Annotated in this window: 17 protein-coding genes, 1 other RNA gene and 9 pseudogenes; 8 read left to right on the plus strand and 19 right to left on the minus strand. The window is 57.1% G+C overall.

Going from position 1 to position 21158, the window contains the following annotated elements:
* The first annotated feature begins 27 nt into the window (after positions 1 to 27).
* The 4 genes and pseudogenes from rsmI to mdtI all read left to right on the plus strand — a co-directional run bounded on the left by rsmI (position 28) and on the right by mdtI (position 2530).
* Positions 28 to 891: pseudogene (rsmI, locus tag AC6I8M_RS05960) on the plus strand (16S rRNA (cytidine(1402)-2'-O)-methyltransferase).
* 33 nt (positions 892 to 924) lie between these two features.
* Positions 925 to 1301: RNase P RNA component class A (gene rnpB, locus AC6I8M_RS05965), an RNA gene on the plus strand.
* A 562-nt stretch (positions 1302 to 1863) separates the two neighbouring features.
* Complete coding sequence (gene mdtJ, locus AC6I8M_RS05970; RefSeq protein WP_010618797.1) at positions 1864 to 2214, plus strand: multidrug/spermidine efflux SMR transporter subunit MdtJ; 351 nt, start codon at positions 1864 to 1866, stop codon at positions 2212 to 2214.
* Entirely contained in the window at positions 2201 to 2530 is a 330-nt protein-coding gene (gene mdtI / locus AC6I8M_RS05975) for a multidrug/spermidine efflux SMR transporter subunit MdtI (RefSeq protein WP_010618798.1), read from the plus strand. The genes mdtJ and mdtI overlap by 14 nt, the downstream gene beginning before the upstream one ends.
* A gap of 70 nt (positions 2531 to 2600) precedes the next feature.
* Here the strand turns inward: mdtI and AC6I8M_RS05980 are convergent.
* From AC6I8M_RS05980 to AC6I8M_RS06020, 9 genes and pseudogenes are all read right to left on the minus strand, one after another.
* Positions 2601 to 3575: pseudogene (locus AC6I8M_RS05980) on the minus strand (glutathione S-transferase family protein).
* Positions 3576 to 3656: 81 nt separating this feature from the next.
* Positions 3657 to 4067, minus strand: coding sequence for a DoxX family protein (locus AC6I8M_RS05985; RefSeq protein WP_010618799.1), 411 nt, complete (start codon positions 4065 to 4067; stop codon positions 3657 to 3659).
* 207 nt (positions 4068 to 4274) lie between these two features.
* Positions 4275 to 4559 carry a YqjK-like family protein gene (locus AC6I8M_RS05990; protein WP_010618800.1) on the minus strand — a complete coding sequence of 95 codons (285 nt, stop codon included), beginning with the start codon at positions 4557 to 4559 and terminating at the stop codon, positions 4275 to 4277.
* Positions 4556 to 4951 carry a phage holin family protein gene (locus AC6I8M_RS05995; RefSeq protein ID WP_010618801.1) on the minus strand — a complete coding sequence of 132 codons (396 nt, stop codon included), beginning with the start codon at positions 4949 to 4951 and terminating at the stop codon, positions 4556 to 4558. Before AC6I8M_RS05995 ends, AC6I8M_RS05990 begins: the two co-directional genes overlap by 4 nt.
* Before the next feature lies 1 nt (position 4952).
* Entirely contained in the window at positions 4953 to 5258 is a 306-nt protein-coding gene (locus AC6I8M_RS06000) for an ElaB/YgaM/YqjD family protein (RefSeq protein WP_041387140.1), read from the minus strand.
* Positions 5259 to 5292: 34 nt separating this feature from the next.
* Positions 5293 to 5667: pseudogene (locus AC6I8M_RS06005) on the minus strand (DUF1090 domain-containing protein).
* A gap of 174 nt (positions 5668 to 5841) precedes the next feature.
* Complete coding sequence (mzrA, locus tag AC6I8M_RS06010) at positions 5842 to 6210, minus strand: EnvZ/OmpR regulon moderator MzrA (protein WP_022547899.1); 369 nt, start codon at positions 6208 to 6210, stop codon at positions 5842 to 5844.
* Positions 6210 to 6884 (minus strand): DedA family protein, encoded by a 675-nt coding sequence (locus tag AC6I8M_RS06015; RefSeq protein ID WP_010618806.1) that lies wholly within the window; start codon positions 6882 to 6884, stop codon positions 6210 to 6212. The genes mzrA and AC6I8M_RS06015 overlap by 1 nt, the downstream gene beginning before the upstream one ends.
* Positions 6885 to 7220: 336 nt before the next feature.
* A pseudogene (locus tag AC6I8M_RS06020) lies at positions 7221 to 7664 on the minus strand (FCD domain-containing protein); the annotation flags it as partial.
* Here AC6I8M_RS06020 and AC6I8M_RS06025 point away from each other — a divergent pair.
* Both AC6I8M_RS06025 and AC6I8M_RS06030 read left to right on the plus strand, forming a co-directional pair.
* On the plus strand, positions 7566 to 8762 hold the full coding sequence (locus AC6I8M_RS06025; protein WP_010618808.1) for a tagaturonate reductase: 1197 nt from the start codon (positions 7566 to 7568) through the stop codon (positions 8760 to 8762). The pseudogene AC6I8M_RS06020 and the gene AC6I8M_RS06025 sit on opposite strands and share 99 nt — an antisense overlap.
* Before the next feature lie 4 nt (positions 8763 to 8766).
* Positions 8767 to 10258, plus strand: a pseudogene (locus AC6I8M_RS06030) (UxaA family hydrolase).
* 46 nt (positions 10259 to 10304) lie between these two features.
* On the opposite strand, the gene sstT reads toward AC6I8M_RS06030, so the two are convergent.
* The 3 genes from sstT to AC6I8M_RS06045 all read right to left on the minus strand — a co-directional run bounded on the left by sstT (position 10305) and on the right by AC6I8M_RS06045 (position 13985).
* Positions 10305 to 11525, minus strand: a complete 1221-nt coding sequence (gene sstT / locus AC6I8M_RS06035) for a serine/threonine transporter SstT (RefSeq protein WP_498013794.1) — start codon at positions 11523 to 11525, stop codon at positions 10305 to 10307.
* A gap of 248 nt (positions 11526 to 11773) precedes the next feature.
* On the minus strand, positions 11774 to 12745 hold the full coding sequence (locus tag AC6I8M_RS06040) for a TerC family protein (RefSeq protein WP_010618810.1): 972 nt from the start codon (positions 12743 to 12745) through the stop codon (positions 11774 to 11776).
* A gap of 253 nt (positions 12746 to 12998) precedes the next feature.
* Positions 12999 to 13985, minus strand: coding sequence for a Gfo/Idh/MocA family protein (locus AC6I8M_RS06045; RefSeq protein ID WP_010618811.1), 987 nt, complete (start codon positions 13983 to 13985; stop codon positions 12999 to 13001).
* 137 nt (positions 13986 to 14122) lie between these two features.
* Between AC6I8M_RS06045 and AC6I8M_RS06050 the strand changes: the two are divergent.
* Positions 14123 to 15204: pseudogene (locus AC6I8M_RS06050) on the plus strand (CBS domain-containing protein).
* Here the strand turns inward: AC6I8M_RS06050 and AC6I8M_RS06055 are convergent.
* Entirely contained in the window at positions 15201 to 15701 is a 501-nt protein-coding gene (locus tag AC6I8M_RS06055; protein ID WP_498013705.1) for a M48 family metallopeptidase, read from the minus strand. The pseudogene AC6I8M_RS06050 and the gene AC6I8M_RS06055 overlap by 4 nt on opposite strands.
* 81 nt (positions 15702 to 15782) lie before the next feature.
* Here AC6I8M_RS06055 and rlmG point away from each other — a divergent pair.
* Positions 15783 to 16899 (plus strand): annotated as a pseudogene (gene rlmG, locus AC6I8M_RS06060) (23S rRNA (guanine(1835)-N(2))-methyltransferase RlmG).
* A 120-nt stretch (positions 16900 to 17019) separates the two neighbouring features.
* Here the strand turns inward: rlmG and AC6I8M_RS06065 are convergent.
* The 6 genes and pseudogenes from AC6I8M_RS06065 to AC6I8M_RS06090 form a co-directional block, all read right to left on the minus strand.
* Positions 17020 to 17739 (minus strand): annotated as a pseudogene (locus tag AC6I8M_RS06065) (oxidoreductase); the annotation flags it as partial.
* A 318-nt stretch (positions 17740 to 18057) separates the two neighbouring features.
* Positions 18058 to 18453 carry a LuxR C-terminal-related transcriptional regulator gene (locus AC6I8M_RS06070; protein WP_318285150.1) on the minus strand — a complete coding sequence of 132 codons (396 nt, stop codon included), beginning with the start codon at positions 18451 to 18453 and terminating at the stop codon, positions 18058 to 18060.
* A 14-nt stretch (positions 18454 to 18467) separates the two neighbouring features.
* A complete protein-coding gene (locus tag AC6I8M_RS06075) occupies positions 18468 to 18668 on the minus strand; it encodes a helix-turn-helix domain-containing protein (protein ID WP_318285149.1) in 201 nt (66 codons plus the stop codon).
* 99 nt (positions 18669 to 18767) lie between these two features.
* Complete coding sequence (locus AC6I8M_RS06080; protein ID WP_010618815.1) at positions 18768 to 20228, minus strand: ATP-binding protein; 1461 nt, start codon at positions 20226 to 20228, stop codon at positions 18768 to 18770.
* 13 nt (positions 20229 to 20241) lie between these two features.
* Positions 20242 to 20301: pseudogene (locus tag AC6I8M_RS06085) on the minus strand (histidine kinase dimerization/phospho-acceptor domain-containing protein); the annotation flags it as partial.
* A 159-nt stretch (positions 20302 to 20460) separates the two neighbouring features.
* Positions 20461 to 21105 carry a PAS domain-containing protein gene (locus tag AC6I8M_RS06090; RefSeq protein ID WP_010618816.1) on the minus strand — a complete coding sequence of 215 codons (645 nt, stop codon included), beginning with the start codon at positions 21103 to 21105 and terminating at the stop codon, positions 20461 to 20463.
* Positions 21106 to 21158 lie beyond the last annotated feature (53 nt).

Genomic DNA, 21158 nt, shown 5'->3' on the forward strand with positions numbered 1-21158 from the left:
TATTAAATCGGCAATTCGGATGAAACAATGAAACAACTCGATCGGGCAGAGATTTCTGCCAACACGCTCTACATCGTTCCTACCCCGATCGGTAACCTGGGTGATATCACGCAGCGTGCGCTGACGGTGCTTGCGAGCGTCGATCTGGTCGCTGCGGAAGATACTCGTCATACCGGGCTGTTGCTACAACATTTCGCCATCAATGCGCGACTGTTCGCACTTCACGACCATAACGAACAGCAGAAGGCCGACGTGCTGTTAGCGAAGCTGCAGGAGGGCCAGAGCATTGCGCTGGTTTCCGATGCGGGCACGCCGTTAATCAACGATCCGGGTTACCATCTGGTGCGCCGTTGCCGCGAGGCAGGGGTACGTGTGGTGCCGTTGCCCGGTGCCTGCGCGGCGATCACAGCATTGAGCGCAGCGGGATTACCGTCCGATCGTTTCTGTTACTAAGGGTTTCTGCCGGCCAAAAGTAAAGGGCGTTGCGATGCGCTGCGTGCACTGAGTGACGAGCCGCGCACGCTGATTTTCTACGAATCGACCCATCGCGTGCTGGATACGCTACAGGATATGGTCAGCGTATGGGGCGCGACACGCTACGTGGTGCTGGCACGTGAGCTGACCAAAACCTGGGAGTCATTGTACGGTGCGCCGGTGGGTGAACTGCTGGCGTGGGTGCAGGCGCATGAGAATCGCCGCAAGGGCGAGATGGTGCTGATTGTTGAAGGCCATAAAGCGGATGAAGAGATGCTGCCGGCGGAGGCGCTGCGCACGCTGGCGCTGCTGCAGGCTGAGCTACCGCTGAAAAAGGCGGCGGCGTTGACGGCGGAAATTCATGGGGTTAAGAAAAACGCCCTGTACAAGTACGCGCTGGAGCAGCAAGAGGCGTGACAAACGCGGGCGGATCGCCTATTATCCGGCGCCAAAGCTGACCAGACAGTCGCCGCTTTGTCGTCGTCCCTTTCGGGGGAGACGGGCAGAGGGGAGGAAAGTCCGGGCTCCATAGGGCAGGGTGCCAGGTAACGCCTGGGGGGCGCAAGCCTACGACCAGTGCAACAGAGAGCAAACCGCCGATGGCCCAGTAATGGGATCAGGTAAGGGTGAAAGGGTGCGGTAAGAGCGCACCGCGCGACTGGTAACAGTCCGTGGCACGGTAAACTCCACCCGGAGCAAGGCCAAATAGGGGTTCACATGGTACGGCCCGTACTGAACTCGGGTAGGCTGCTTGAGCCAGTGAGCGATTGCTGGCCTAGATGAATGACTGTCCACGACAGAACCCGGCTTATCGGTCAGTTTCGACTTTTTTAATGAGCGCCCGCAGGTGAGAATCTGCGGGCGTTTTTTTTTTGGGGAGGGTGCGTGCTGTCCCTAATCCTAACCTTCTCCCGCAGGCGGGAGAAGGGACCGATTGTGCGTGTGGTAAGTTGAGTATTCGCCCTGCCAGACCGCACCTAACTATTCCCTCTCCCCGTGGGAGAGGGTTAGGGTGAGGGCAGAAAACCGCACGAAGCCATAGAAAACCGCACAAAACCCCCATTTACTTGCGTAAAGAAACGCAAATGCGCAAAAATATTCTTTTCTCTGTGCGCAGAGTAGGCGCGTAGTTCAACTACTGAGGACAATTTTTCATCCACACCGGGAAAAGCAACAACGTGGATAAGTTGTAAAATTATGGATAACCATTTCGTTACACTTTACGTATTAACCTCTTCACCTACCTGCGTTTTCTCCTGCTCACTGAGCGATCGGCACTGGCGCTTCGCGCTGTAGTTTTTTTTCTCTCCTTCTTAGCTTTTTATCTTTTTCCGCTATCACGCTGCGGTTTGCGTGTGGATGGCGTTTATTTCTCACAGGAGAGAAATCATGCTGTACTGGATTTTATTAGCGTTAGCGATTGCTGCTGAAATTACGGGCACCGTGTCAATGAAATGGGCCAGCGTCAATGGCGGCAGCGCCGGCTATATTTTTATGCTGTTGATGATCGCCCTGTCATACATCTTCCTCACCTTTGCCGTTAAACGTATTGCCCTTGGCGTAGCTTATGCAATGTGGGAAGGCATCGGTATTCTGTTTATCACCCTGTTCAGCGTGATGCTGTTTGACGAGGCGCTGTCGGTGATGAAGGCGGCGGGTTTGATCACGCTGATTGCGGGTATCGCGCTGATCAAAACGGGGACATTCAGCAGTAAGGAGCTGCATCATGACCACGCTTAACGCCGTGCATCTGGCCTGGCTGGCGCTGGCCATCGTGCTGGAAATTGTGGCGAACATCTCGCTGAAATACGCCAACGGCTTCCGTCGTCCGCTGTATGGCGTGGTATCGCTGGTGGCTGTCTTGGCGGCATTTAGTGCCCTGTCGCAGGCAGTGAAGGGGATCGATCTCTCGGTGGCCTACGCCTTGTGGGGCGGTTTCGGTCTGGTGGCTACCGTAGCTGCAGGCTGGATCCTGTTCGGACAACGCCTGAACACCCGCGGCTGGCTGGGCGTGGCGCTGCTGCTGGCCGGGATGGTGTTGATCAAATTTGCCTGAGGCAGCGCAATACTGCCTGCCTTCCTTTCCCAATGGCGGGAGAGAAAGGCAGGCATGCGTAAGCCAGCCGTTAACCGCGGCCGTGCGGCTCATCCCAGTCAAAAGCCGGTCCCAGCGAAATAACGCCGTTCGGATTGATGGTCTTGTGGCTGCAGTAGTAGTGATGGCGGATGTGCAGCAGGTTCACCGTATCGGCAATGCCCGGCATCTGATAAATATCGCGCAGGAAGCCGTTCAGGTTACGGTAATCGCTGATGCGATGACGATCGCACTTAAAGTGGGTCACGTAGACCGGCTCAAAGCGCACCAGCGTGGTTCACAGGCGCAGATCAGCTTCGGTGAGGCGATCGCCGGTCAGATAGCGATGCTGACCCAGAATCTGCTCCAGCCGTGCCAGCGAATGGAACAGCGCGGTTACGGCTTCATCATAGGCCGACTGTGACGTGGCAAATCCGCTTTTGTAGACGCCGTTATTGACGGTGTCATAAATCCAGCCGTTGAGTTCGTCGATCTTGTCACGCAGCTCGGGCGGGTAGTAATCGCCGGCGCGAGCGCCCTGCGCGTCGAAGGCGCTGTTGAACATACGGATGATATCTGCGGATTCATTACTGACAATAGTGTGCTGCTTTTTATCCCACAGCACCGGCACGGTCACGCGCCCGCTGTACTGCGGATCGGCATGCAGATAGAGCTGATAGAGGAATTCGTTCTGATACAGCGAATCGCCGGTCGCGGCGGGGAAATCATCGTCGAAGGTCCAGCCATTCTCCAGCATCAGCGGATGCACCACTGACACTGAAATCATCTCTTCTAACCCTTTCAGCTGACGCATCAGCAGGGGGCGATGCGCCCACGGGCAGGCCAGCGAAACGTATAAATGATAACGATCGCGCTCGGCGGCAAAGCCGGCTTTCCCGGTTGGCCCGGCGCTGCCGTCTGCCGTGATCCAGTTACGCCAGACTGCTTCTGTGCGTTTGAAGCGGCCACCGGTTGACTTCGTATCGTACCAGGTGTCATGCCAGACACCGTCAATCAGTTGTCCCATAAGCCCTCCATAAAAAAAACGGGGCGAGGAAAATCCCCGCCCCTGTTATTCAGTATATGTGCTGTTCCACGGCTTGTGTGCTTAGCGTGCGGTAGCAGGCATAAAGCGCTGACGAATCAGGCGGTCAATGCTGTATGCGCCTGGACCCACCAGACCCAGCACCAGGAAACCACCGGCGATGGACAGGTTTTTCATGAACATCAGCTGGTTAACGCCTTCCGCAAAGTTACTGTGGAACAGGAACGCGGTCAGCAGCGTGAAGCCGGCGGTGAACAGCGCGGTGAAGCGCGTCAGGAAGCCGAACAAAATCGCCAGGCCGCCGCCCAGTTCCAGCAGAATCACCAGCGGCAGCAGGAAGCCGGGCACGCCCATCGCCTGCATGTACTGTGCGGTGCCCGCATAGGCGGTGATTTTGCCCCAGCCGGCAGTAATAAACAGGATAGTCATTAATACGCGTGCCAGCAGCAGGCCTGAGTCTTCGAATTTTTTCATCATTTACTCCAACAAGGTTTTTGGCGCAGGTTGTTGGCCTGCCTAGTTAATTTCCCGCTAAACCGCGTTAAACAGTTCGTCGGGCTGATGGAGGGAGATGATAGTCGCGCGCAGCAATAGTTGTAAGCGAGATAAACTGTCGATGTTATTCAGGAATTCTGAAGTGAGGAAAACCGAACCTTTTCGATCCGGTTTAATGTGAGGAAGTTAGCGTGGCGGCATCGCCGATTTGATCATGCGCCAGGTGCTCCACAGGCCGAGTCCGCGTTTGGCCCAGCGCATGATGCGGTTGGGGCTGCGGATCGACCAGATGGCGAGCGCGCTGCTGCCAATCGCCAGATAGCGGCGTAGGCTGAGAAACGTCAGCCAGCCGCGATCGTACTGCGCGGTGCTTTCCAGCCAGTCGCGGCGAGCAGCGCTGAGATCCAGCCGCTGCTGTTGTACCTGATTAAGCAATTCATGAATGCGTGCTTCACGTTCACGCTGACTCATGAGCGATGCTCCTCGAGTAAGGTGCGATCGGTGTCCAGCTCTTTGCGCGTATGGCGCAACAGCGTGGACTGCCGGGATTTACGCAACGTCCATAAACCAAAAATTAGCGCCAGCGCGAATAGCACGCCGGTGGTGATGGCAATCGCCATCAGCCGGTACTGCGCATCCACCGCCCAGATAATCAGCACCATCAGGCTCATCAATCCGAAGACGGTAAACAGCATGGTCAGGCCTATCATGATCAGCATCTGGATCAGATTGGCCTTTTCCTCTTCCAGCTCGGCAACGGCCAGCCGCACGCGTGTCTCGACCATGCCAACCAGCGTTGTCACCACGCGCTGACCTACATTGAAGACCCCTTTGCCTGGGCCGTGGCTCTGATTCTCGTTCATATCAACGACGTGAAATCAGAATGCCGATCAGCACGCCGACTGCTGCGCCGATGCCCACGCCGTGCCACGGATTTTCACGCACATAGACGTCCACTTTTTCCGCCGCTTCACGCGTGGTCTGCGCGATGCGTTCGCCGGATTCGCCCAGCCGCTCGCGTGAACTCTCAATGGCACCGCGTGCTTTGTGACGCAGTTTATCCAGCTCGCTTTTCGACTTATCAGCCGAGCTGCTCAGCACTTCTTCCAGGGTGTCGGCAAGGTTTTTCAGTTCCGCACGCAGATGTTCAGATGTGGTGTCTTTAGCCATGGTGTTCTCCATTACATCATTTATTTAAGTCCGATTAATAAGGCTCGGCCTGCAGCTTTTTCAGCTCCTGGCGTGCCTCTTCCAGCTTCCGTTCGCGCTTACCGATCTTCTCCTGGTCTTTGCCTTCTTGGCGATCTTGCTGCAGTTCGCGCTTGCGCTCAGCCACTTTATGCTGCTGGGCTTCAATGCGTTCAGCGTGGGCGGATTTCAGTTTCTCGTCAGTGCAGTTGGCGCGGACTTCAGTCAGCGCGCGTTCCAGTCCGGTGACCCGTCGCTGGTTGTCGTGCTGTTTCGCCATCTCAATTTCGCGCTGAATATCCTACTGTTTTTGCTGACACAGCGATTCAGCTGCCAGCAGTGAACCCGAGAGAGAGAAAAGAATCGCACCCAGCAGTAGTTGTTGTTTCATCAGGTTTTTTACCTTCCATTGTTGACGACCTGTCGCAAACCGGACAGGAGGGGCATCCCAGCTTGTCGTCTGCTCGCGCTTACTTAAGAATAGACAGCAGACGAAAAAATTCAAAAAACACGCGGGGATAGCGAGGATTGAGGTGCCGCCGGGCGGTGAACCCGACGGCGGGGATCAGCTATAGGTGGGGCGATTAGCCTCCACCACCTGCTGTGACGCCTGCGGACCCGCCGCCACGACAAAGCCCTGTGGCAGCAGGCGGCGCAGTACTTTCTGCGCGGCCAGGCTCTGCTCTTCATTCTCAAAATGAATGACCAGCGCATCGCCTGCCGAGGTAATACTTTTAATCCGCACGCCCTGCGCCGAAAGCTGCTGGTAGAGATAAAAGCCGTCCGGCAGATTGGTGCCGCTGTGTGCCACGCGGATCTTTACCACCGTTTCATGCTGCATCAGTTTGGGCACAATGCCGATAGCCAGCAGCGCCAGCACGCCAGCGCACAGCCAGGGGAGTAAACGCTTGGGGAAATTACGCAACCCTGTCATTACTGTGACTTCCCGTTCTGACCCGCCTGACGTTTACGCCACAGCACCACCAGTGAACCCACCAGACCGATGACCAGCAGCACCAGCGGCAGCAGCATCAGGCAGAACATCAGCTCATCTTCATAGCGGCGGAAAATTGGCGTTTTCCCCAGCGCAAAGCCGAGCACAGTAAGAATCAGCACCCACAGGAAGCCGCTCATCCAGTTAAAGAACTGGAAGCGTGCATTGCTCAGGCCGGAGAGGCCGGCAATGGTCGGCAGCAGGGTACGGACAAACGCGATAAAGCGGCCAATCAGCAGCGCAGACAAGCCGTGGCGGTGGAACAGACTATGGGCGCGCTGATGATACTGCGCGGGCAGGTGGGATAGCCATTTCTGCACCGTCGGCGTATTGCCAAGCCAGCGGCCCTGAATGTAACTGACCCAGCAGCCGAGGCTGGCGCCGGTGGTCAGCACCAGCAGGGTAAGCGGGAAACTCATGGTGCCTTTCGCGATCAGCACGCCGACCAGAATCAGCAGACTATCACCAGGCAGAAACGCGGCGGGCAGCAGGCCATTTTCGAGAAACAGAATCATGAACAACACGCCATAAATCGCCCACACCAGCGTGGTGTCGGAGAGCATTTCGTAATCCTGCTGCCACAGGGCATGCAGCAATGCTTGCAAAATATCCATCAATCATTCCTGAACATCATTGTTAATCGTGCCCGTGAGGGGCTTAGGCGCAGGCGGGTTAAGTTATACATTTTAGGTATGCCACCTGAGCAGGATTTCCGGATCCATCCAGAATTGATTGTTAAATCAGCGACTTTTTATAGTCCTGTCGCAAAGGGTAAGAAAAGGGCGATAACTGTAACAAAAATCGCGGGATTCAGACAGTGTAAAGTCGCGGTCGCACAGGAGTTTTACCTTTTGACGCAGATGGTCAAAAGGAGCTTTACACGAGCTGACACTATTGTAGATTAACTGACTTTTTAGCCTGAAAATGCAGCGTTTTCTGCCATTGCGGCTTCAGGGCAGGATCACCGGATTTTCTGCGAACATGTAGCGGTCGACGTTGAATTCGAAATCATCGGCGGTGGCGTCGAACAGCATCTGTTTAGTATTTTCCAGATGCTGCCACATCGCCAGTTTGCTGGCGGCGGGATCTTTGCGCATCAGCGCTTTTAAAATCTGATCATGATCGTCGCACCAGCTGGTGATATGGCGTGCGTCAATGTGTTCGTGCAGCTTGAGCCAGTAAGGATTATGCAGCCGGTGCCGCCACATTTTCTCTACGATGGCGGCCAGCGCGCTGTTTTGGGTGGCCTGAGCAATGCGCACGTGAAACTCCATGTCCCATCTCGAATCGCGCGCGTGATCTTCCTGCCGGGCTTTTTCCTGAATTGCCAGCAGCGCCACGATGTCCTGTGGACGGATCTGCGTGGCGGCAAATTCGGCCACATTGCTCTCAACTCCAACACCACCGAGGCCGGCATCGTGTATGCCGAACAGGATCGGCTGGAGGATCAACCCGCGTCGTCGTTTCCCGGCAAACTGACGCAGCTGCTGTGGGCGCGTTATCAGCACTTTGCCGGTGCCGCCGATAAAGGCTGGCTGATCGTGCCGTGTGAGCTGATCGACCATAACGGCGACACGCTGCGCGCGTTAGTGCTGCGTTATTGCCAGCAGTGGCAGCTGCCAGCGGCCTTTGCGCAGTGGGTGACGCAGCACTGCGCCTTTTACAACACGCTGGTAGATCGCATTGTCAGCGGCTATCCGCCGGATGGCGCACAGATTGCAGCCCAACTGGGCTATGACGACCGCTATCTGGTGGCCGGGGAGCGCGACTACCAGCTGGTGCTTCAGGGACCGGATGCGCTGATGCACGAGCTGCAGCTGACGGCGCTGGCGCCTGCCGTCAGGCGGGTGGATGACATCACGCCGTACAAAGCGCAGAAGGTGGCGATCCTCAACGGGGCGCACACTGCGCTGGTGCCGGTGGCGTTTCAGGCCGGGCTGGCGAGCGTGGGCGAGGCAATGAACGATGCGCAGCTGGCCGCTTTTGTCGACGCCCTGCTGCGTGAAGAGGTGATACCGACGCTGGATTTGCCGCGTGACGAGTTGCACGCCTTTGCGGATGCGGTGCAGCGCCGCTTTCGCAATCCGTTTATTCACCATGCGCTGCTGGCGATTGCGCTCAACGGCATGACCAAATTCCGCACACGCCTGCTGCCGGCGCTGTTACAGGCGCAGCAGCAGCAGCGTGGCGACTGGCCGCCGCGCCTCACCTTTGCCTTTGCCGCGCTGCTGGCGTTTTATCGCGGCCAGCAGGATGACCGGCAGTGGCCGCTGCAGGATGACGCGCACTGGCTGCAGCGTTTTGCCCGGCTGTGGCCTGCGGTCCTCACCGATCAACTCACCCCGCAGCAGCTGGTGAGCGCCGTACTGAGCGACGCGCAGCACTGGGGCGAAGATTTAACGCAACGGCCCGGCCTGGTCCCGGCGGTCAGCCAGCAGCTGCACAACATTCTCGTCCACGGCATGCGGACGGCCCTTAGCCAACTGAGATAACGCGATGCAACAGGCAATCCAAATACATTCACGCGACAACGTCGCCGTCGCGCTGCAGGATCTGGCGGCCGGCACCCAGGTTATCGTCGCAGGACAGCGGATTACGCTGCATCAGGATATTGGGCGCGGCCATAAGTTTGCGCTGCAACCGCTCAGCGTCGGTGAACGGGTGATCAAATATGGACTGCCAATCGCGCATGCCACCCAGCCTGTCGCAGTCGGCGAGCTGATTCACTCCAGCAACGCGCGCACCAATCTGAGCGATGTCGATGACTATCACTATCAGCCGGAACACCTCACGCTGCCACCGCAGGCGGCGGATCGTGAGGTGCAGATCTATCGTCGCGCCACGGGCGAGGTTGGCATTCGTAACGAGCTGTGGATTTTGCCGACCGTCGGCTGCGTGAACGGCATCGCCCGGCAGATTGTGTCACGCTTTCTTAGGGAGAGTGACGACGCGGCCGGCATCGACGGCGTGCACCTTGTTCAGTCATCCCTTCGGCTGTTCACAGCTGGGGCAAAATCATGAAAATACGCGCACCATGCTGCAAAATATGGTGCGTCATCCCAATGCCGGCGCGGTGCTGGTGATTGGACTCGGCTGCGAAAACAATCAGGTCGATATATTTCGCGACACGCTGGGCGGCTTTGACAGCCAGCGCGTGCAGTTTATGGAGTGTCAGAAGCAGGATGATGAAGTGGAAGCGGGCCTGCAGCGGTTGCATGCGCTGTACAACGTGATGCGTCACGACCGCCGCCAGCCGGGCAAACTGAGCGAGCTGAAGTTTGGTCTCGAATGCGGTGGCTCGGACGGCTTTTCCGGCATCACCGCCAATCCGCTGCTCGGCTGTTTCTCTGACCAGATGATCGCCAACGGCGGCACGACGGTGCTGACCGAAGTACCGGAGATGTTTGGTGCCGAGCGCATCCTGATGAGCCGCTGCCGCGATGCGGCGATTTTTGACAAAACGGTGGCGATGATTAACGACTTCAAGCGCTACTTTATCGATCATCAGCAGCCGATTTATGAAAATCCATCGCCAGGGAACAAGGCGGGCGGCATCACCACGCTGGAGGAGACGTCGCTTGGCTGTACGCAAAAAGCCGGGCAGAGTCAGGTGGTGGATGTGCTGAAATACGGTGAGCGGCTGCGCACGCCGGGGCTCAATTTACTCAGCGCGCCCGGTAACGATGCGGTCGCCACCAGCGCGCTGGCCGGAGCTGGCTGCCATATGGTGCTGTTTACCACCGGGCGCGGCACACCGTACGGCGGCTTCGTGCCCACCGTGAAAATCGCCACCAATACGCCGCTGGCGGAGAAAAAGCCGCACTGGATTGATTTCAATGCCGGACGGCTGCTGGAGGGCACCTGCATGGAGGCGCTGTTAGCGGAGTTTGTTGAAACTATTGTGGCGATTGCGAACGGCCAGCCGGCGCGCAATGAAGTCAATGATTTCCGCGAGCTGGCGATCTTCAAGAGTGGCGTGACGCTTTAAAGTGGCAGCGGTTAAATCGCGGCACCGGTGTGTGCCGCGACGCGGGTTAACCGGCGGTACGCGTCTGACGTTCCGCTTCTGCCTGACATACGGCTGCGGTAAACAGAATGTCGGTCGAGGAGTTCAGCGCGGTTTCGGCGGAATCCTGCAGTACGCCGATGATAAAACCGACCGCAACCACCTGCATCACCAGATCGTTAGGAATGCCAAACATGTTGCAGGCAACCGGAATCAGCAGCAGCAGCAGCGAACCGCCCGCCACACCGGACGCGCCACAGGCACACAGCGAGGCGACAAGGCTCAGCAGAATAGCGGTGGGCACATCCACCGCAATGCCCAGCGTGTGCACCGCAGCCAGCGTCAGTACGGTAATGGTGATTGACGCGCCCGCCATGCTGATGGTTGCGCCCAGCCGAATCGATACTGAATAAGTGTCTTCATCCAGATTCAGGCGTTTGGCCAGCGCCATGTTGACCGGAATATTCGCGGCCGAGCTGCGGGTAAAGAACGCCGTTACGCCGCTTTCGCGCAGGCAGGTAAACACCAGCGGATAAGGATTGCGGCGGATTTTCTGAAACACCAGCATCGGGTTGACCACCAGCGCCATAATCAGCATGCAGCCAATCAGCAGCGTCAGCAGGTGGGCATATTGCCACAGCGCGCCGAAGCCGGTTGAGGTCAGAATCGATGCCACCAGGCCAAAAATGCCCAGCGGCGCGCAGCGAATCACACAGCGCACCACCCAGGTCGCGGCATTCGACGCGTCATTCAGGAAGGCTTTGCTGCTCGGGCTGGCATGACGAAACGCCAGGCCAAGACCAATCGCCCACACCAGAATGCCAATGTAGTTGGCGTTCATCAGCGCTTCAATCGGATTGGCGACCCTGCTCATCAGCAGGCCGTGCAGCACTTCGGTGATGCCGGACGGCGGGGTAATTTCGGTCGCGCCGACGTCCATCGACAGCGTCTGTGGGAGCAGATGGCTGAAAATCACCGCGACCACCGCCGCGAAGAAGGTACTGAGCAGGTACAGCATGATGATCGGGCGAATATTGGTTTTTTGCCCCTGCTGATGGTTGGCAATGGAAGAGATCACCAGCACCAGTACCAGCAGCGGTGCTACGGCTTTCAGCGCGCGCACGAACAGTTCACCCAGCAGGTCCACGGCCAGCGCGGCATCGCGTGAAAGCCACGCCAGCGCCACGCCGGCAATCAGGCCGATCATGATTTGTTTTACCAAGCTTCTTGAGAACAGCGCACCCAGCAGTTGAAGAAGATTATTAGCATATTACGGTCTTTTTATCGCGGTATGAGTGTTGTGCGCGGTTGCTCCGCGCCAAACGGTTTGCCCGGCGGAGTATAAGGAAAAGAGCTGACGAGAAAAGATATAATTCTGCCGGTGCGCGCCAGATCGGTTTTTTGATCTGCTGATGATGGGAAGTGTGACAGAGATATGAAACGCGAAGGTTGGCGCTGGCGAAACAAAGCAGGGGCGATTAGCGCCCCTGCAGAAGATTATTGTGAGATGCATTTCTGGTCGTTTCTGTGGTTTACCCAAGCGTTAATCAGCAGCGTACCACCGAGAATCACGCCGACCACCGTCAGCGAGATCGCCACCGGAATATGGTAGAACTCGACGATCAGCATCTTGATACCGATAAACACCAGCACGATCGCCAGACCGTACTTCAGCATCGAGAAGCGCTCTGCCACGTTGGCCAACAGGAAGTACATAGCGCGCAGGCCAAGGATGGCGAACAGGTTAGAGGTCAGCACGATGAACGGGTCGGTAGTGACGGCAAAAATAGCCGGAATACTGTCGACAGCGAAAATAACATCGCTCAGCTCCACCATAATCAGCACCAGCAGCAGCGGTGTGGCAAACAGCACGCCGTTTTTGCGGGTGAAGAACTTTTCACCGTGCAGTTCATCGGTCATGCGCAGATGCTTACGCAGCCAGCGCACCACCGGCTTATCGCCGACGGCAGCGTCATCGCCGTCTTTAGCGAAGGCCATTTTGATGCCGGTAAACAGCAGGAAAGCGCCGAAGATGTAGAGGATCCAGCTGAACTGTGTGACCAGCCAGCTGCCGGCAAAGATCATGATGGTACGCAGTACAATCGCGCCCAGCACGCCGTAAATCAGCACGCGGCGCTGCAAATTAGACGGAATGGCGAAGTAGCTGAACAGCATCAGCCAGACGAAGACGTTATCGACCGCCAGCGCTTTTTCCAGTACGTAACCCGTCAGGAAAGCTAGGGTTTGCGCGGTTGCGACTTCGCGCCCGGCGCTGCCGTCGAGATACCACCAGAACGCGGCGGCAAACAGCAGAGAAACGGAGATCCACACCAGCGACCAGACGGCAGCTTGCTTGAATGACATGGTTTGTGCGCCGCGTCGTCCCTGTAAGAAGAGATCGATCGCCAGCATGATGAGCACGACGACAGCGAAGCTGCCCCAGAGTAACGGTGTGCCTACATAGTGCATAGTCGTATCCTGTCCTGAAAATGAAAAACGGCTGAGTCAGAAGACGTCAGCCGCTTTATAGAGCTGCAAGCAAACCTCGCCTTCCGGCAAGGTCTCACTTACAACACAGAATCAATTCCGGGTTGCCTGACGACCGGATGCGCTACGCATCGTAATGACGATCGGTCAGCTTACAAGTTATTCCCCTTTGCTGGGCCAGCATACGTGCAACCGCGACCAGATTCAATGGGGGAGCTGTAATATTTTGCAATATTTACACTTCCTTCCGATCCGCCGGAAACACCACGCCGGTCTGGCGACGAATCTCTGTCAGCAACCGGGCGGTAATGCGTGACACCTCCAGCGCAGGGTGCTCCATCTGGCGCGTTTCCACCAGCCGGGCAAAGGTCTCTGCTTCATACAGCATAGTATTGATGTGCTGTGGCTGCGTCAGGTTCTGGCTCTCGCCGCCGCGCGGAATCAGGCGCAGCTGCTGACACTCAGAAATTTTCTCTATCACCAGCGAGCCGGCTTCGCCCTGGATTTCGCTGGGAATCAGTGAATCACTGATTTTTGAGTGCAGCAGCGTGACGTCGAAATCGCCGTAGTCCAGCACTACCACGCCGTGCGCATCGACGCCACTTGCCAGCAGCGAGGCCTCAGCTTTAACCTGCTGCGGCGCGCCCCACAGGGTAACGGCAGCGGCGAGACAGTAGTAGCCAATATCCATGATCGAACCGTTGGACCAGCGCGGGTTAAAGGTATTCGGGTTCTCACCGTCGAGATAGGGCTGATAGCGTGACGAGTACTGACAATAGTTGAACAGCGCTTTGCGCAGCGTGCCCAGCTGCGGCAGCGCCTGTTGCAGGCGCAGGAACGTCGGCAGACTGGCGGTTTTGAACGCCTCAAACAGTACCACCTGATGCTGACGCGCACAGGCAATCATCGCCTCAGCTTCACGCAGGTTAGAGGCCAGCGGTTTTTCGCAGATGACGTGTTTGCCGTGCGACATTAACAGCAGCGCTTGCTCACAGTGCAGCGCATTGGGGCTGGCGATATACACCGCGTCGATTTCCGAACTTGCCGCCAGCGCCTCCAGTGAGGTAAAGGTCAGCGGACAGGGATAATCCGCGACAAAGGCGTCGGCCTGCTGCTGGCTGCGTGAATAGACGGCGCTCAGTTTCATTTTGCCGCTCTCGTGCGCGGCGTCGATAAACTGGCGGGTGATCCAGTTGGTTCCCACAATGGCAAAACGTATCACGGCTAGCTCTCCTGCACTCTGAAAGCGGCAGAGTAGCATGTTCCCTCGCGGCGCAGGCAGGCGAAATTTGATCCTGCGATCCGCATTCCAATATGATGATGCCAAACCCTTTTTTAACCGACATGCGGGGACGCCGGGTGAGCGGAAGCAAACACGCACGGAACTGGACCACACTGCTGATCGCCATTCCGGTGGGCCTGGTGGCCTCACTGGTCACGCTGGCGTTTCGCGGCATCATCGATCTCATCAATCATCTGCTGTTTCACAGCGACAGCGAAATCACGGTCGCGATGCACGTCTGGCCGTGGATCTTCTGGCCGTTGCTGGTGGGCGCGGGCGGGCTGCTGGCCGGCTGGTTCCTGCGCTACGCGGTGGCGATTGAGCAGCAGGAGACGGTGAAAACCGATTACCTTGAAGTGATTAACGCGCGGCTGGATGCGGTGCCTACCAGACCTCGCTGTTTCGCGCGCTGTCGTCGATTGCCAGTATCGGCAGCGGGGCGTCGATTGGTAAAGAGGGGCCGATGGTCCAGCTGTCGGCGCTGAGCGGCAGCCTGCTGGGGCACTGGCTGCCAGCGTCCCTCAATATGCGCAACAGCGACATCGTCGCGATGGCGGCCGCCGCCGGTCTGTCGTCGGTGTATCACGCCCCGCTGGCGTCCGCGATTTTTGTCGCGGAAATTGCGTTTGGTATCTCTGCGCTACAGCGGCTGATTCCGCTGATTATCGCCTCGGTGCTGGCGTCAATGCTGGTCTACCGGCTGCAGTCCGCCAGCACCTATCCGGTGGTAAGCCATCACCTTAATCGTTCAGAAGCGAAATATGATTTTGATAATATGCGGGTTGATCAGCTGATCATCCCCGGCGCGGCGCTGCAGCCGGCGGAATCGGTCGGGCAGGCGCTGGCGGTGAGTTCACTCAAGCGCGAGCGCTACGTCTACGTCATTAATCAGGCGGGTCAGTTTCTTGGCGTAGTATCAATTCATGACATTTCGCGAAAAGTACTGGCACAGGAGATCACGCTGGATTCGCCGGTCAGTAGCGTGATGGATGATAATTTCCCCTGCATTTACCAGCACCAGAGCATGCGCGAAGGCTGGGAGGCGTTTGCGCGCGTAACGCTGGAGCGTTTACCGGCGCTGAATAATGCGCAGGAGCGTCGCTTCCTCGGCGCATTGACCAAAACCAGTCTGATCCAGAAAGCGCAGGAGTTTCTTTAGGCCGCGTTGCCGCGCAGCGCCTGTTCGGTCATCCCCAGGCGCGCGTCGAACTCCAGCTGGTGGTAGTCCGGCTCCATGTGGCAGCACAGTTGATAAAAGGCTTTGCTGTGATCTTTCTCTTTCAGGTGCGCCAGTTCGTGCACCACGATCATGCGCAGAAAGGGTTCCGGCGCAAGGCGGAAAAAGGTCGAGATGCGAATTTCGGCCTTGGCTTTCAGCTTACCGCCCTGTACGCGGGAAATGGCGGTATGCAGGCCAAGTGCATGCTTCATCACTTTGATTTTATTATCCCAGATGACCTTGCTTACCGGCGGCGCGCTGCGCATATAGCGGTTTTTCAGCGCCTGCGTGTAGTCATAAAGCGCGCGGTCGCTGACGACGTCGTGCGTATCGGGATAGCGCTGCTGCAAAAAGGCGGCTAATCGCTGATTATCAATCAGCACTTGCACCTGCTCGAGGATGTTTTCAGGGTAACCCTGCAGATAAATTAATGACATTGGGATTCCCGACGAAAGACAGTATACTGCGCCCCCTTTTCAGGGCGAAAATCGCGCAAAGTGTACCACGCCGGAGATTCCATGAGCCAACTTGAACTGACCGATCGCACGCTGACGCTTCAGCGCTTCCCGCCGATGCGCGAAGAGAGCCCGCTACAGGCGTGGGACGCCGCAGATGAATATTTGCTGCAGCAGGCGCTGCCGGCAGGCCCGGTGCTGGTATTCAATGACAGCTTTGGCGCGCTGACCTGCGGGCTGAGCGATCGGGAAATCTGGCACGTCAGCGACTCGTGGCTCAGCCAGCAGGCCGCCCGGCAGAATCTGCGTCTCAACGGTCTGGACGAAGCGTCGGTACATTTTCTTGACAGCCTGGCGCCGTTGCCGGCTGCCCAGGCGGCGGTACTGATTAAGCTGCCCAAAGCGCTGGCGCTGCTTGAGCACCAGCTGCGCGCGCTGCGGACGGTCGTCACGCCGGATCCCCTTATTCTGGCGGCGGGCAAAGCCAAAGATATCCATAATTCCACGCTACAGCTGTTTGAACGCATTCTCGGTGAGAGCAAAACTTCGCTGGCGTGGAAAAAAGCGCGTCTGATTTACAGCCATTTCAGCGCCCCGGCGCTGGCGGACGTGCCGGCGACCACCGTGTGGCCGCTCGACGAGACGCCGTATCACATCCACAACCACGCCAATGTGTTCGCCCGCGCTGCACTGGATATTGGCGCGCTTCTTTCTGCAACATCTGCCGCACGATATTGAGGGCGAAATCGTCGATCTCGGCTGCGGTAACGGCGTGATTGGCCTGCAGGCGCTGGAACAGAATCCGCAGGCCGAGGTGCTGTTCGTCGATGAATCCTACATGGCGGTGGCCTCCAGCCAGCTCAACGTTGAGCTGAACCGACCACAGGATCTGGCGTGCTGCCAGTTTCGGGTTAACAACGTGCTGAGCGGTTTTCCGTCGGACCGGCTGCATGCGGTGCTGTGCAATCCGCCGTTCCATCAGCAGCACGCGGTGACCGACCACCTAGCGTGGCAGATGCTGCGTGACGCCAAACGCTGTCTGCAGTATGGCGGCGAGCTGCGCATCGTCGGCAACCGCCACCTTGGCTATCATCAGAAAATGAAGAAGCTGTTTGGCAATTGCGAGCTGGTGGCCTCTAATGCCAAATTTGTGGTGCTGCGTTCGGTCAAGCTGCGTTAATCACAGGCTGAGCGCCAGCTCAGTGGCCTGAGCAATGGCGCGCCGTGCATCCAGCTCCTGCGCGACGTCGGCACCGCCGATCAGCCGCACGGCTTTGCCGCGTGCGGCCAGCACCTGCGCCAGCGCCGTGGCGAGCCGCAGCGTCTCCTGCAGCGAGCTGCCGTTATTCACCAGGTCGAGCATCGACAGGCGAAAAATAATGATGAAGGCTTCACCGACGGCGGCGCGCACCGCCTGCGTCACTTCCAGTGCAAAGCGCTGCCGCCGCGCCACATCACCGCCCCAGCCGTCGTCGCGCTGATTGGTATGGGCGACCAAGAACTGATTAATCAGGTAGCCTTCGGAACCCATGATTTCGACACCGTCGTAACCGGCCTGCTGCGCCAGCCGGGCGCAGCGTGCGAAATCAGCGATGGTTTGTTCAATCTGCGCTTCGCTCAGTGCCTGCGGTGTAAACGGGTTGATGGGCGCCTGTAGCGCCGAGGGCGCCACCAGATCGCGCTGATAACTGTAGCGCCCGGCGTGCAGGATCTGCAGCGCAATTTTGCCCCCCTGTGCATGTACCGCATCGGTTATCTGGCGGTGCCAGCCGCACTGGGTTTCGTCTGTGAGCATGGCTCCGCCCTGCGCCACCACGCCCTGCGCATTAGGCGCGATGCCGCCGGTCACAATCAGCGCAACGCCTTCCCGGGCGCGCTCGGCGTAGAAGGCAGCGAGGCGCTGTGCGCCATCGGCATGCTCTTCCAGACCGGTGTGCATTGAGCCCATCAGGAAACAGTTTTTCAGTTGCGTAAAGCCCAGATCCAGCGGGGCAAACAGATGCGGATAACGCTCAGTCATGATCACTTACTCAGTGAGTGGTCGGATGAGTGAACTCTAGCGGGAAAAGTGCGGGCTGGAAATTTGTGGCGCTCAGCCTGTGAGAAACATTAAAAAAAAGCAGGGCGGCAAGTCGCTGACGAAAGTATCGGACCACTTTCGCCAGGCACGGGAAGAAACCTGCGCGCCCTGTAATGGCATGAAGATTGGGTTAATAAATTAGCTCTGTGGTTATAAATTCCTGTATGACTCAATCTCTATAACAATCCCGGGTGAGGACGAGGTGATGATGCCATGTCTCAGTCGAATTAATCCGCAAGACTGGTCTTGATTTTGGCTTTAGCAGGCACCATTTCGCCGTGCCAGTTCGATAATATCGACCAGATTCTTTGATTCGAGCTTTTGAAAAATTTTAGTTTTATAAGTACTGATGGTTTTGTTATTTAATCCTAATTCACAGGCAATGATTTTATTGGATTTTCCCTGCGCCAGTTGACGTAAAATAAGCGTTTCCCGCTCGGTCAGGCGCGACAGCATATCCTGTTCATTTACATAGCGCTGGCGCCGGTCAAGAATATCGCCTGGCAGATAATTTACATTGTTAAATACGCAGCCAATGGCGGCGATCAGCGTCTGAATCGGATCGTATTTCGACACGAAGCCGTTAGCGCCCTGACTAAGCGATTGTATAAGCAGGTGATTGTTACTGCTCTGACTGAGCAGAACGACTTTCATCCAAGTTTTAGATTTTACGATATCGCGTAAAAAGGCGATGCCATTTTTTTCTTTGAAATCAGGATGTCGATGTGCTGATGAATAACATCGTCAATACCATCATTAATTGTGTTTGCTGTAGTGACACAATTAAAGCCATTCATTAATAATAAAGCCTGCACCCCAGCCGCAACAAGGCGATGCTCATCAACGATGAGAATTTTTGCATTAAACATAGATCTCCCTTTTACGACACCGATATGATGGCGCTGGCGGACATTATGTCTGGCGGCTTATCCCGGCGAACAGAGAAATGTCTTGATAAGATTATTTTTTTATAAAACCCGCTGATTTTTCAGCCGATATTGTTCAAAGATAATTAATGTTTCATTGACGGTGTTTATCTCGCACGCGATGGCGGCAATCAGTTGCGCGACATCGTGTCCTTCCTGCTGGTGTTTCTCCAGCTTACGCCCCAGCTCCATCAGTGCGCTGGCGTTGAGAATGCTGGCGCCGCCTTTCAGCTTATGGCCAAGCTGTGACAGCGCGTGAGCATCAGTGGTTTGCTGCAGCGCCGCCAGCAATTCATCGTGGCTGGTGCGAATACTCTCCAGCAGAGTGATGCCGCTGGCGGGATCGCGCTCAGCCAGTTGCATCAGCAGCAGCGCAAAAGTCGGAACCGCCACAGGGGCCGGCAGAGCGGCGGCGGGCATGTCGGCAGCAGGTTGCCCGGTCACGCTGGCTGCCTCGCTGTCAGGCGCGTGCGGCGTGCCTGGCGTGCGGCGCGGACAGTGGGTGATTTGCGCCAGCAACGTATCCAGATTAAGCGGCTTGAATAGACAGTCGTTCATGCCAGCCTGCAGGCAGCGCTGCATGATGTGCTGCTCGGCGGAGGCGGTCAGGCCGTATAGCGTGATCGGCGGCAGATGATGGTGGCGTTCATGCTGGCGCAGCGCTTGGGCAAATTCAAACCCGTTCATGCCGGGCATATTGCAGTCGGTAATGATCAAGTCAAAGCGCAGCGGATCCTGCTGCCACAGCTTCAGCGCTTCGACGGCGCTTTCGCTCACCACCACCTGATGGCCCGCCAGCTCCAGCTGTTTGCCCAGCAGCAGACGATTGGGTGCATGATCATCAATCACCAGCACTGACAGCTTGTCGGTGACCAGCGGCTGTGACAGATGCGGTTGGGTTTGATCGCGCGGTTCGCCGGCCGGCGAGCGGAAGTAGAAGGAGAACACCGATCCTTCACCTGGCGTACTTTCCACAATCAGTTCGCCATCCAGCAGCTCTGCCAGATTGCGGCAGATGCTCAGGCCAAGACCGGTGCCAATCTGCTGCTGCTGACGTTCACCGACCTGGACAAATGGCTCAAAAATCGCCTGCTGCTGCTCCTCGGTCATGCCGCAGCCGTCATCGCTCACTTCTATGACGAACTCACAACCTTCCTCTTCCTGGCCAATCCCCTGCATCAGCACCACGGTTACGCTGCCGCGATCGGTAAATTTAATGGCGTTACTCAACAGGTTAGACAGGATCTGGTTGATCATCAGCGGATCGGTCTGTACCCAGTAGGCCGTGATGTCCATCTCCACGCGCAGATCGATCCCTTTGCTCTCGGCCTTGTTGCGAAACAGCGTCACCGCCTGATCGATAACATCCGGCAGATAGACGGTTTCCGGCCTGGGTTGATACTGGCCAGATTCGATCTTCGACAGATCGAGGATATCGCCGATCAGCGACAGCAGCGCGCGCCGAGCTGTAGGCGACGCGAATATTCTCTGACAGCGTCTCACACGACTGCGAGCGGGTTTCCAGCTCCAGCAAACCAATGATGGCGTACAGCGGCGTGCGGATCTCATGGCTCATGCTGGCGAGAAACTCACTTTTGGATCGGTTGGCTTTGTCTGCGGTGTCCTTGGCCAGCTGCAGCTCCTGCAGCAGCGCGTTACGTTCGGTGACATCGACCCAGCCGCCGATCACCCCGGCAACTTCCCCCAACCGATCGCGAAACGGCAGCGTCCAGTGCTACAGATGAAAGGCCTGCTGGCCAAACATCAGCTGGACGTCGCGCATTACCGCTTCACCATCCTGCAGCGTCTGCTGGTAACCATCTTCGATGGTATGAATGCTGGCGTTATTGGTGTTGAACACGTCCGACAGTCGTTTGCCGATTACCTCGTCGCGTTTGATGTGCAAAAAGCGCAGATAGGCATTATTACAGTCCACCAGCCGCGTTTGCTTATCGCGGATATACATTGCCACCGGCGAGTCATTAAACAGCGTGTGGGTGAAATTGAGCTGGTTTTTCAGCGCATTCTCTGCCTGCATACGCTGCTGAATCACTTTGCGCAGATGGTGGTTCCACAGCAGGATCAGCAAAATCAATCCCAGCGATACCGAAACGATCAGCAGAATCGTTTGCTTGTAATTCTGCCACAAGCTGCTGAGAAACGGCGGCTCTGCCTGACGCCACTGCGCCATCAGCTTAAACAGTGTTTCCGGCGGGATGGCCAGCAGCGCTTTATCAAGAATACTGATCAGCGTCTCATTGCCTGGCTCTACGCGCATCACAAAGCGCGCGGGGTCGGCGCCCAGCGTACCCTCGACGATCAGCCCGCTACCAAAATGGTTGCGCAGGTGATAGTCGGCAAAAATTTTCGGCACGATCACCGCATCGACCTTGCGCGCCAGCAGCTGGCGCAGCGCATCCAGCGGACGATCGG

The sequence above is a fragment of the Type-A symbiont of Plautia stali genome (assembly GCF_059731155.1).

Excerpts from the sequence above, each read along its gene's own strand:
- AC6I8M_RS05990 (WP_010618800.1), bottom strand. The coding sequence starts at position 4,559 with ATGAGTCAGCGTGAACGTGAAGCACGCATTCATGAATTGCTTAATCAG.
- AC6I8M_RS05985 (WP_010618799.1), bottom strand. The coding sequence starts at position 4,067 with ATGAAAAAATTCGAAGACTCAGGCCTGCTGCTGGCACGCGTATTAATG.
- AC6I8M_RS06015 (WP_010618806.1), bottom strand. The coding sequence starts at position 6,884 with ATGGATATTTTGCAAGCATTGCTGCATGCCCTGTGGCAGCAGGATTAC.
- AC6I8M_RS06055 (WP_498013705.1), bottom strand. The coding sequence starts at position 15,701 with ATGTCATTAATTTATCTGCAGGGTTACCCTGAAAACATCCTCGAGCAG.
- AC6I8M_RS06000 (WP_041387140.1), bottom strand. The coding sequence starts at position 5,258 with ATGGCTAAAGACACCACATCTGAACATCTGCGTGCGGAACTGAAAAAC.
- mdtI (WP_010618798.1), top strand. The coding sequence starts at position 2,201 with ATGACCACGCTTAACGCCGTGCATCTGGCCTGGCTGGCGCTGGCCATC.
- mzrA (WP_022547899.1), bottom strand. The coding sequence starts at position 6,210 with ATGACAGGGTTGCGTAATTTCCCCAAGCGTTTACTCCCCTGGCTGTGC.
- mdtJ (WP_010618797.1), top strand. The coding sequence starts at position 1,864 with ATGCTGTACTGGATTTTATTAGCGTTAGCGATTGCTGCTGAAATTACG.
- AC6I8M_RS06070 (WP_318285150.1), bottom strand. The coding sequence starts at position 18,453 with ATGAAAGTCGTTCTGCTCAGTCAGAGCAGTAACAATCACCTGCTTATA.
- AC6I8M_RS06075 (WP_318285149.1), bottom strand. The coding sequence starts at position 18,668 with ATGTTTAATGCAAAAATTCTCATCGTTGATGAGCATCGCCTTGTTGCG.
- AC6I8M_RS05995 (WP_010618801.1), bottom strand. The coding sequence starts at position 4,951 with ATGAACGAGAATCAGAGCCACGGCCCAGGCAAAGGGGTCTTCAATGTA.
- AC6I8M_RS06040 (WP_010618810.1), bottom strand. The coding sequence starts at position 12,745 with ATGCACTATGTAGGCACACCGTTACTCTGGGGCAGCTTCGCTGTCGTC.